This is a genomic window from Actinomadura sp. KC345 (genome assembly GCF_004348515.1).
Classification (GTDB): Bacteria; Actinomycetota; Actinomycetes; order Streptosporangiales; family Streptosporangiaceae; genus Spirillospora.
Map to the genome: position 1 here is coordinate 1 of NZ_SMKH01000418.1, position 5422 is coordinate 5422.

Consider the following 5422-nt stretch of genomic DNA (forward strand, 5'->3'; position numbering starts at 1 on the left):
GGGAAGGTGACCGTGGGGAGTTCGGAGTCCGGGACGTAGGCGGGCGTGGGTTGTCCCGCTTCGGGGCCCTCTTCGTCCGGCCCGTTGGTTTCTGATGGCTGATTCACCGACGTCATCCCGTCACCCAGATCGACCGCCCGTGGCCGTGATTTCCTGTTCTGCGCGGGACTAACGTCTCACAGGTCGGTGATCATCGGTGGTCGGCCAGCGAGGCGTGGTGATCTTCACCGTGGCGGGGTTCCGGGTCGGGGTGGACGAGTGCGCCCGAGAGCCGGGGGAGGGCGTGCATGAGGCTGTGCTCTGCCTCAACGGCGACCTGGTGGGCGCGGACGACGGTCGAGGTGGGGTCGACGACCACGTCGCATTCGGCCCGGAGGCGGTGGCCGATCCAGCGGAGGCGGACGTCGCCCACGGCTAGGACGCCCGGGGTGGAGGAGAGGGCGGCTTCGGCGCGGTCGACGAGGGTGGGGTCGACGGCGTCCATGAGGCGGCGCCCCACCTCGCGGGCCGTCTGCCAGAGGACGACCAGGATCGCCCCAGTGATGAGGAGGCCGACGACAGGGTCGGCCCAGGGAGCGCCCAAGGCGACACCAGCGGCACCCAGGAGGACGGCCAGGGACGCGAAGCCGTCCGTGCGGGCGTGGAGGCCGTCCGCGACCAGGGCGGCGGAGCCTATGCGGCGGCCTACACGGATGCGGTAGCGGGCGACGAGTTCGTTGCCGGCGAAGCCGATGGCGGCGGCGCCCGCGACGGCGGCCAGGTGTTCCACAGGCTGTGGATGGGCGAGGCGGTGCACGGCCGCGTACCCGGCGGCCAGGGCCGAGGCGGCGATGGCGAGGACGATGACGACGCCGGCGAGGTCCTCGGCGCGGCCGTAGCCGTAGGTGTAGCGGCGGGTCGGCGGGCGCCTGCCGAGGAGGAACGCGATGGCCAGCGGGACGGCGGTCAGGGCGTCGGCGGCGTTGTGGAGCGTGTCGCCCAGCAGCGCCACCGAGCCGGTGAACGCGTACACGACGGCCTGGAGGACGGTGGTCGCGCCCAGGCCCGCCAGGGAGATCCACAGGGCGCGCATCCCCTGGCCGCTGGCCTCCATCGCGGAGTCCACCTTGTCGGCGGGTTCGTGCGAGTGGGGGCGGAGGGCGTGGAGCAGGCGCCCGCGTCCAACTCCACGCCCGTGCTCATGGCCGTGCCCGTGCTCGTGCTCGTGCGCGTGTGCGCTCATAAGGGCAGGATGACCCGGAAATCCCTTTGCAGCATCTCGACAGGTGCGCTGTCGTCGCAGGTACGCGAGCCGTGTCAGTGCGGGTTCGTCGCCAGTAGCTCCGCCAGGAGGTCGTCCAGGGTGACGATGCCCGCGAACTCGCCGCGCGCGTCGTTGACGACGGCGAGCTGGGCGCGGCCTCGGCGCATGCGGCTGACCGCGTCCAGAACCGTCGTTCCCGCCGTGAGGACGGGCGCCGGGTGGGCCAGTTCGTCCGCGCGGCGTTCCCCGTTCGGTTCGGTGATGGCGGCCCGGACGTGCACGATGCCGGTCATCGCGCCGTCGCGGTCGCGGACGAGCAGCCGGTTGTGTCCGCTGGCGGTGGCCGTCCGGCGGATCTGCGCGGCGGTCGCGTCCGCGCCGATCGTGGTCACCGACGTCGCGGGCACCACCAGGTGCCCGACGGTGGCCTCCCGCGCCGAGATGGCCCTGCGCAGGAGTTCGTGGTCGTGGCGTCCGATGAGGCCGAGGCGGCGGGACTCGCCGACCAGGTGGCTGAGCCGGGCCGGGTCGGTGTGGCTGTCCAGCTCGTCCTTCGGCGTGATGCCGATGAGCCGCAGCAGCGCGTTCGTCGTCGAGTTCAGCGATGACAGGATCGGCCGGGAGATCTTCGCGAACGCGCGGAACGGCAGCGCGAGCAGCAGTGCCGAGCGTTCCGGATGCGAGATCGCCCACGACTTGGGGGCCATCTCGCCGATGACCATGTGCAGGAACGTGACGACGGCGAGGGCGGTGCCGAGCGCGATGGCCTTGGTCGCGGCGTCGGGGACGCCGAGGGCGTGCAGCGGCGGTTCGAGGAGGTGCTCGAACGCGGGCTCGGTGACGATCGCGAGGCCCAGCGAGCACATCGTGATGCCGAACTGGGCGCCCGCGAGCATCAGCGACAGCTCGCGGACGCCGGCGAGCGCGGCGACGGCGGAGCGGCTGCCCTTGGCGGCGGCGCGTTCGAGCTGCGGGCGCCCCGCGGCGACCAGCGCGAACTCGGCGGCGACGAAGAACCCGTTCCCCAGGAGGAGCAGGATGGTGATCAGCAGCGTGGTCAGCGGGTCCATGACACCTCCGCCTCGGACGCCGGCGCGCCGTCGGCGACGGCCCGCACCGGCACCTCGTCCGGCGGGAGGGTGACCTCGACCGGCGCCGCCTTGATCATGATCTTCTCGGCGACGCGGCGGGCCACGCTCATGACCTCCAGCTCGACCGGGCCCGTGTCGAGGTCGACGACGAGGCGGTCGCCGGCGGACGGCAGCCGCCGCAGCTCCGCCATGACGAACCCGCCGAGGGTGTCGTAGGCGTCGCCCTCGGGGAGGTCGAGCCCGGTGAGGCGGCCGACCTCGTCGATGCGCATTCCGGCGTCGACGAACCAGGACCCGTCGGGGCCGGAGGTCGGAGCGTCCTCGCGCGCGTCGGTCTCGTCGGCGATCTCCCCCACGAGCTCCTCGGCGACGTCCTCGAAGGTGAGGATGCCCGCGAGGCCGCCGTACTCGTCGACGACGCAGGCGAACTCCTCGTTGGCGTCGCGCATCCGCTCGATCACCCCGTACAGCGGCTGGCTGCCGGGGACGAGCAAGGCCCGCCGCTTGACGGCGCTGACCGGGGTGGCCGGGTCGAGGGCGTCGTCGGCGACCTCGCGGACGCCCGCGACGCCGATCACGTCGTCGACCTCCTGGTCGTAGACGGGGTAGCAGCTGTGCCCGGTCTCGCGGATCAGCGCGACGAGGTCGGCGACGGGCGCGGTGCCCGGCAGCGTCCGGACCTGGGGCCGCGGCACCATGACCTCGTCCGCCGTGAGGTCGCCGAACGACAGCGCCCGGTCCAGCAGGCCCGACAGGTCGGCGGGCAGGTGGCCGGCGCTGTGCGACTTCCCGATGATGTCGCCGAGCTCCTCCAGCGTCGCGCCGCCGTGCAGCTCCTGGACGGGCTCGACGCCGAGGGCGCGCAGCAGGCGCTCGGCGGAGCTGTCGAACAGCCGGATGATCGGGCCCGCGACCGCCAGGTAGACGAGCGTGGACGTGGCGAGCGCGCGCGCCAGCGACTCCGCGCGCGCGAGCGCGAGGTTCTTGGGGAACAGCTCTCCCAGAAGCATCTGGATGAGCGTCGCGAGCACGAACCCCGTGGCGAGCGCGATCGCGCCGGTCGCGCCCAGAGGGACGCCCATGACCTCGAGCAGCGGCTGGATCAGCTCGGCGAGGGCGGGCTTGGCGATGAAGCCGACGACCAGGGTCGTCATCGTGATGCCGAGTTGCGCGCCCGACAGCATGAACGACACCCGGCTCATGACCTTCAGGGCCCGCCTGGCGGAGGGGTCGCCGCGCTGCGCGGCCTGTTCCAGGGTCGCGCGGTCGGCGGCGACGTAGGCGAACTCCTGGGCGACGAAATATCCGGTCGCGGCGGTGATGAGGACCACCGCGAATACACCCAGCACCGCCGTCAGCATGGGGCACCAGGTCTATGACTGGGGTCCGACACTGCGGACTCACCACTCCTCTCGTAGACGGGCTACATCTCGTAACGTCACCACGGACAACGACGTTCCCGACGCACAGGGTACGGCTCCGCCGCCGATCGCTCCCGGCTTAACGACCGCGTAACGTCCCGGAACCTTCCCCTGGGCGGCCTTTCCGCGAGAGAATGGCGCTTGTCTCGGTCAGTGTCACGGATCACACTTGTATGAGAACCTACGTCCGATAGTGGACCGGTTCGTGCTCCCAGACCGGTGCGACGGGCATGCTCGGGGGGACAGTAGGAGAGCGATCGCGGGGCGAACGTTGGAGCAGAGCGGGGCCGGGGCCGCCGCGCCCATGAGTCGTGAAGGCGTCGACCATGCCCTCCGGACGCTGCGGGAGGAGCGCGACCGCATCTCCAGGTCGCTCGTCGACCTCGACGGCCACCAGGGCAGCCGCCTCCTGGAGGGCGCGCGTCTCACCGGGGAGACGTGGCGCCGCTGGGAGGACGCGAAGGCCGCGATGACCCTGCTGTGGACGCTCTTCGACGCCTACCAGCGCGTCCTGGAGGCCGCCTCGGAGATGCGCGAGCGGTCGCCTCGTCCCGACGCGGAGACGCTGGTCGAGCTGTCCGAGCTGCTGTCGGGGGAGTCGGTCGAACTGCCCGACGAGGAGATCCCGCTGCAGGACCGCACGCTCCTCGGCCCCGAGGAGCGGCGGGTGACGCTGGACGAGGCGGTCGCGATGATGTCCGAGGCGTACGAGTTCGTCGCGGGCGAGGTCGCCGCCGCGGACGCCGCCTGGGACGCGCTACTGCTGCCGCTCGAGGAGGCCGAGGCGAGCTGGCGGGAGGCGGCCCGCCTGGCGCACACCCTGGACGGCACCCGCCATCCCGAGCTGGACCGGGTCGGCCGCGAGCTGACCGCGCTGGGCCGCGTCGTCCGCACCGATCCGCTGTCGCTCGTCCGGGACGGCAGTGCCGACACCGGCCGCATGGACCGCGTCCGGACCACGCTGACCTCGCTCGGGGACGAGCTGGCCGGCGTCGCCCGGATGCGCGAGGACTACGACGAGCACGTCGCGCGGATCACGGCGTCCATCGAGGAGATCGAGGAGATGGAGCGGCGCGCGTGCGAGGCGCACGCGACGGTCATGGTCAAGATCCAGTCGCCCGACCTGCCCGCGCCGTCGCAGGGGCTCGCCATCGCGCTCCGCGATCGGGTCACGGCCCTCGAACGCCTCCGCGAGGCGGGCCGCTGGGTCGAGATGGCGGGGCGTTTCGCCGAGCTCGAACGCGCCGCCGGCGAGGCGCTGGAACGGGCGAGCGGTGATCTGCGTCTCAATGCCGGCCTGCTCGACCGGCGGGGCGAGCTGCGCGGACGCCTGGAGGCGTACCGGGCCAAGGCCGCGCGGCTGGGGCTGGCCGAGGACGAGCGGCTCACCGCGCTGTACGGGGAGGCCCGTGAGGTGCTGTGGACGGCGCCCTGCGACCTGCGCAGGGCCACCGCGCTGCTCGCGGATTTCCAGCGGAAGATCAGGGCGTGCGAGAGCGAAACGGGGACGCGGCGATGAATCGATGCACCCAGCCCGGCTGCTCCGGCGAGGTGGACGCCGACGGGTTCTGCGACGTCTGCGGCATGGCCCCGCTCGACGCCGCGCCCGCCGCGCCCGTCGCGCCCGCGGCTCCCCCTCCTTCTCCCGGAGCCCCCGCGGCGAACCC

The 5422-nt window shown here is 72.7% G+C and carries 4 protein-coding genes; 1 reads left to right on the forward strand and 3 read right to left on the reverse strand.

Translation table 11 applies throughout. From position 1 onward, the window contains the following. Positions 1-190 precede the first annotated feature (190 nt). The 3 genes from E1281_RS37020 to E1281_RS37030 all read right to left on the reverse strand — a co-directional run bounded on the left by E1281_RS37020 (position 191) and on the right by E1281_RS37030 (position 3683). Positions 191-1222 (reverse strand): cation diffusion facilitator family transporter, encoded by a 1032-nt coding sequence (locus E1281_RS37020; RefSeq protein ID WP_131884363.1) that lies wholly within the window; start codon positions 1220-1222, stop codon positions 191-193. Between the two features lie 74 nt (positions 1223-1296). Continuing rightward, positions 1297-2313, reverse strand: coding sequence for a hemolysin family protein (locus E1281_RS37025; protein ID WP_131884364.1), 1017 nt, complete (start codon positions 2311-2313; stop codon positions 1297-1299). Continuing rightward, on the reverse strand, positions 2301-3683 hold the full coding sequence (locus E1281_RS37030) for a hemolysin family protein (RefSeq protein WP_347813336.1): 1383 nt from the start codon (positions 3681-3683) through the stop codon (positions 2301-2303). Before E1281_RS37030 ends, E1281_RS37025 begins: the two co-directional genes overlap by 13 nt. A gap of 376 nt (positions 3684-4059) precedes the next feature. Between E1281_RS37030 and E1281_RS37035 the strand changes: the two genes are divergently transcribed. Beyond that, positions 4060-5274, forward strand: coding sequence for a hypothetical protein (locus E1281_RS37035; RefSeq protein WP_131884365.1), 1215 nt, complete (start codon positions 4060-4062; stop codon positions 5272-5274). The last annotated feature ends 148 nt before the right edge of the window (positions 5275-5422 follow it).